This is a genomic window from uncultured Streptococcus sp., from assembly GCF_938036805.1.
Lineage (GTDB): Bacteria > Bacillota > Bacilli > Lactobacillales > Streptococcaceae > Streptococcus.
This window is the reverse complement of the sequence record NZ_CALHWC010000157.1, coordinates 1-4,859: the sequence shown is the minus strand read 5'-3', so window position 1 is coordinate 4,859 and position 4,859 is coordinate 1. Positions and strand designations below refer to the sequence as shown.

The following is a 4,859-nucleotide window of genomic DNA, read 5'->3' as shown; positions in this document are numbered from 1 at the left end:
TATCTAATCAGAATTATTGTCATTTTTGCATCATGTTATCTGGCCAAGTCCAGCAGAGTTAAACATAAAACGGATTAGTACTTAGAATGGTTCAAAACATTATATTTATGCATACAATAGAGACAATAAGTGTTAAATCATTGATACATTTGAATGTGTAGCATAAATATTAGAGTGTTTAAAAAAGAGCATTTAGTCATGCCAGAATATGCCCACGAAGCTATGAATTTTCAAGTCAATGATCGAGTCTATAATTTGCTCTGTGGTAGCAAAATTCCATTTCGATATGTAGAAAAATAAGTTACAGAATAAAATAACAATCAGTAGATCCGTAAGATTTGCTGATTTTATTGTTTTTAAAAGGTACAAGATTATAGAAAGGAAAACAAAACAGTCCTATATATCCCTTATGACATCTTTCCGAAAAACTATAATTTTCTTGAATAATATATCTAGATATGCTATACTACTGTTATAGAAAAAACGGAGAAATAGGATGAGACGTGAGCTGTTATTAGAAAGAATTGATAAACTCAAGGCTACTATGCCCTGGTACGTTCTAGAATACTACCAGTCCAAGCTGGCAGTGCCTTATAGTTTTACAACCTTATATGAATACCTCAAGGAATACGATCGATTTTTTCGCTGGGTTTTAGACTCTGATATATCTGATGCTTCAGAGATTGCTGAAATTCCCCTCTCGGTATTGGAAAATATGACCAAAAAAGACATGGAAGCTTTCATTCTTTATTTGCGAGAGAGGCCGCTTCTCAATGCGAATACAACCCAAAACGGTGTTTCCCAAACAACCATCAATCGAACTCTTTCGGCTTTGTCTAGCCTCTACAAATATTTGACTGAAGAAGTTGAAAACGAGCAGGGGGAGCCCTACTTCTATCGAAATGTGATGAAGAAAGTCGCCACCAAGAAGAAAAAGGAAACTCTGTCTGCTCGTGCAGAGAACATCAAACAGAAGCTCTTTTTAGGAGATGAAACCGAGGAATTTCTCCAGTATATCGATACTGAGTACCCTAAGAAGCTCTCTAATCGCGCCCTGTCCTCTTTCAACAAAAACAAGGAACGAGATTTAGCGATCATTGCCTTGCTGCTGGCCTCTGGTGTGCGTCTATCTGAAGCTGTTAATCTGGATCTGAAAGATATCAATCTCAAGATGATGGTTATTGAGGTGACAAGGAAAGGTGGCAAACGTGACTCAGTCAATGTTGCTGCTTTTGCCAAACCCTATTTAGAGGAATATTTGAGCATTCGGAGCAAACGATACAAGGCCGAAAAGACGGATACAGCCTTCTTTTTGACTGAATACCGTGGCACTCCTAATCGAATCGATGCTTCCAGTGTCGAAAAAATGGTTGCTAAGTACTCAGAGGATTTCAAGGTGCGGGTGACTCCCCACAAACTCCGCCATACACTTGCTACACGTTTGTATGATGCAACCAAATCTCAAGTTCTCGTCAGCCATCAGCTAGGTCACGCCAGTACACAAGTCACTGACCTTTACACCCACATTGTCAATGATGAGCAAAAGAATGCTCTGGATAAGCTCTAGTTTACAGAACTAAAATTATGACACATACAACAGTAAATGCTCTATGAACAAAAAATCATAGAGCATTTTTACCTAACTTAAATAGTATTTAACCGAATCACTTCATCAGCTTTTTCCCAAATCGCTGGATTATGCGTTGCAAGAATCATCAAGCGGTCTGGCTTTTTCAATGATAAAAGCAAGTTCATAATTTCTTGTGAAGTTTCTGGATCAAGTGCTGCAGTCAGTTCATCTGCTAAAATCAAAGGAGGATCCTTGAGGATGACTTTAGCCAAGGCGACACGTTGCGCTTCTCCGCCTGATAATTCATAGATCTTTTGATCGAGTGTCAGATAATTCAATCCCACCTTTTCTAAGACTTCTTCTTTTCGCTGCTTCTTCGCTTGTTTAGTCCATTTTTGACCAATCAATCCAAGTTCTAAATTGGCCGCTACGGTCTCGTTTTCAAGAAGACCAAAATTTTGAAAGAGATAGCCTAATTCATTTTTGAAAAAGTGATGAGATTTGATTTGCTTAAGCTCTTGCCCTCGGTAGCTGATGCTTCCCTTATCATAAGGTTCTAGCTTAGCCAGGATATTGAGCAGGGTTGTTTTGCCACAACCGCTATTTCCGATTAGGGCATAGACTTTTCCTGCTGCAAATTGCAGATTGATATCCTGAAAGACAGTCCGTTCTCCAAATGATTTTGCCAGGTGTTCTATTTTAATCATATTAGGCTCCTTTCAGAATAATGGGCAAGAAATGCTCTTCTTTATGCGTGCGGTAAAGGAGAATCAGCCATGCATTAATCGTAAATAATAAAAGCGTGACGAGAGCAATCCACCATTCCTGTGTGAGAAAGAAAATCAGGACACTACCTAATAGCAGCATGGTAATCTCTGATATGAGCATACTTTTGTGAGTTTTCAAAAAGTCCATACCTGCAATCTTCTTCAGAAAGATCGGTCTTCTAAACTCTTCAAAATAGAGAAAATTCATGGTGTTAAAGAGTAGAATGGAGGTCGCCATTCCGAAGACACCCCCAGCAATGGCCATGAGGTTCTCTAATTGAATGGATTGCATCATCTGCTGATAGACAGCTGCTGCATAGTCGTATTGACTCACGTTTTTTTCAAGCCCATGCTCAGCTACTAGCTTCTTGCTTTTTTCAAGTCCATCAAAATACAGATAAGAATTGAGTTGAGAGAAATAAGGATTGTCGTAGCCACCAAAGCTTTGAGGTCGAACAACAACCAAAATCGGATCAGTCAAGAATTGCTGATAGTTCATCGGTGTATTGTTATAGATAAAGCGTTTTTGGTTGTTAGGAAGATAGGTCACCCGTGCTTTCATGGGCAACTGACTCTTTCCTTGATCATCTCTAGGAGTCAGATAATCTTCATACCGTTTTTTCAACTCCTCTTCTTGACCCTTCAACTTTTCAGGGAGCAAGAGTCCAAATTCTCCAGCTTGCAAGTGATTCAAGCGCTCTTTTTCCTCAGGGGAAACTGAGATCCTTTGGATATCAAGATAATTTGGAGTGACATACAGGGTATTGGCAAGAGGATCGTAATCTGTGATCGAAAGATCTCTCCCTGTTCTAGGATCATTCATGAAGCCTTTTGAATCAAAAGATGCGAGCTGATGATAGACCAAGAGACCACCTTTTTCGATGCCAGACTCGATGAGCTTAGACCATTTTGCTCTGTTCTCAATTTGCGTCTCTTTGTTTGTACCCTGTGAAAAATCCTCCCGACTTACACCAATTTGAACCCAATTCGTCTCTTTAGACCAAGCCACTTTCCCCTCTTGGTAAGTCTGCCAGACAGAACCATAGATACTGACTCGATGGATAGCAAGGCCAATGAGAGCAACAGCGAGAAATTGACAGGTAAAGAGAAAAACTAAAATCCTTTTTACTGGAATTTTCCCTTTTAAAAGGCTAACCAAGTGCACCGTCTGGATGCTGAAGGCAAAAAGAAAGGACAGGAGAGCAGACACAACGAGTAAGAGCGTATTGTAAATGATACTACTCGAAATGATGAAGGAATAGGCAAAAGGGGTTAATTGTAAACAATAAATCAGAAAGGCTCCTAGAGCACTAGCTCCAATACATCCTAAAAGCAGCTCTCTGCTATCTTCCATGAGAGAACGCCCAAAGAGTTGGTACCGTCTCATCCCTGCAATGTAACGAATCCCTGCACTCCTCAATTAAAGTGTTTTTTGAATAATGGCCAATGCACTAAAGCTAAGAATAAAAATAACCAAGGCTAAGGATTGGGAACCAGATCCAAAAAATGTCATAAAAGTCTGCAAGGAATTAGGCTTATTCATGAAAGTATTTGAGAAACCAATTGCATGAAGTTTTTGATCCAGCTTTTCAAGTGGTAACTTCCCTGATAGGATATAGTAATTGGTAAGTAAGCTTTCTTTAGAAGCGAGTTCTTTCTCTGCTTTTTTAATGCCCTTTGGAAGCTCTCCCTCTCCATAGAGATCATAGAAGAAATTGACTTGACCTTGCGAATCCGTTTTTTGAATCTGACGAGCGATTAAACTATTATTTTCCTTTGCTAACTGATCAAAGTTGGACGAAAGCTCCTCATAAATGACAGTTCTCTCTTGTTTAAGAACTCCTACCACAGGGAGGCTTCGGTGGATGAGCGTATTTGGTGAAATAAAGGCAATCCAAAGAAGAAAGCTGGTGACAAAAAGATTAGAAAAGATAATAAAGACTCATTTCATAAGATCACACTTTCTAAGGGGAGTTGAAGAGAGATACTTCTAGTTTTTCAAACGACTTTATCCATCTATATAATACCATAAAAGTAATATATTAGAAACTATTTATAGGTAAAACTGAGTCCAAAAAAGAGATCCGCAAAAGCGAATCTCTTATAGTTTTATCCTACTACTGCTTCAGCGATTTCTTCACGGCTGATACCAGCAAAGTAGCGTGTAATATCAATAGTTTCTAGAGCTTTAAGGACATCTTCGCGTTCGTATTTCACTCCACGAAGGACATCTTCTACAGCTGCAACGTCTTCGATACCAAAGAAGTCTCCATAAATCTTGATATCTTGGATTTTTGATTCAATGACGTTGGCAAAAACTTCAACCTTACCACTGGTGAATTTTGTTCCACGACGGACGTTAAATTCAGGTGATTTCCCATAGTTCCAGTCCCAAGTACCGAATTTAGTATCCTTAATACGATTGATTTCCACCAATTCTTCTTCTGAGAAAACGTATTCTGTCATCTCTGGGTACTCTTTTTTCATGTATTCCAATAGCAAATCACGGAATTCTTCAACTG

The 4,859-nt window shown here is 39.0% G+C and carries 3 protein-coding genes and 2 pseudogenes; 2 read left to right on the top strand and 3 right to left on the bottom strand.

Translation table 11 applies throughout. The features are described from left to right. Positions 1–180 precede the first annotated feature (180 nt). Both Q0191_RS06430 and xerS read left to right on the top strand, forming a co-directional pair. Positions 181–300, top strand: a pseudogene (locus Q0191_RS06430) (acetylxylan esterase); the annotation flags it as partial. 196 nt (positions 301–496) lie between these two features. After that, on the top strand, positions 497–1,567 hold the full coding sequence (gene xerS, locus Q0191_RS06425; RefSeq protein WP_297664884.1) for a tyrosine recombinase XerS: 1,071 nt from the start codon (positions 497–499) through the stop codon (positions 1,565–1,567). A 77-nt stretch (positions 1,568–1,644) separates the two neighbouring features. Here xerS and Q0191_RS06420 read toward each other — a convergent pair whose 3' ends face one another. The 3 genes and pseudogenes from Q0191_RS06420 to Q0191_RS06405 all read right to left on the bottom strand — a co-directional run. Next, the gene (locus Q0191_RS06420) at positions 1,645–2,277 is read right to left on the bottom strand and encodes an ABC transporter ATP-binding protein (protein ID WP_297664882.1); all 633 of its coding nucleotides are present in this window, start codon (positions 2,275–2,277) and stop codon (positions 1,645–1,647) included. A gap of 1 nt (position 2,278) precedes the next feature. Continuing rightward, positions 2,279–4,273, bottom strand: a pseudogene (locus Q0191_RS06415) (DUF1430 domain-containing protein). Positions 4,274–4,446: 173 nt separating this feature from the next. After that, positions 4,447–4,859: lipoate protein ligase C-terminal domain-containing protein (locus tag Q0191_RS06405; protein WP_297664875.1), on the bottom strand; the 413-nt coding region annotated here is incomplete at its 5' end.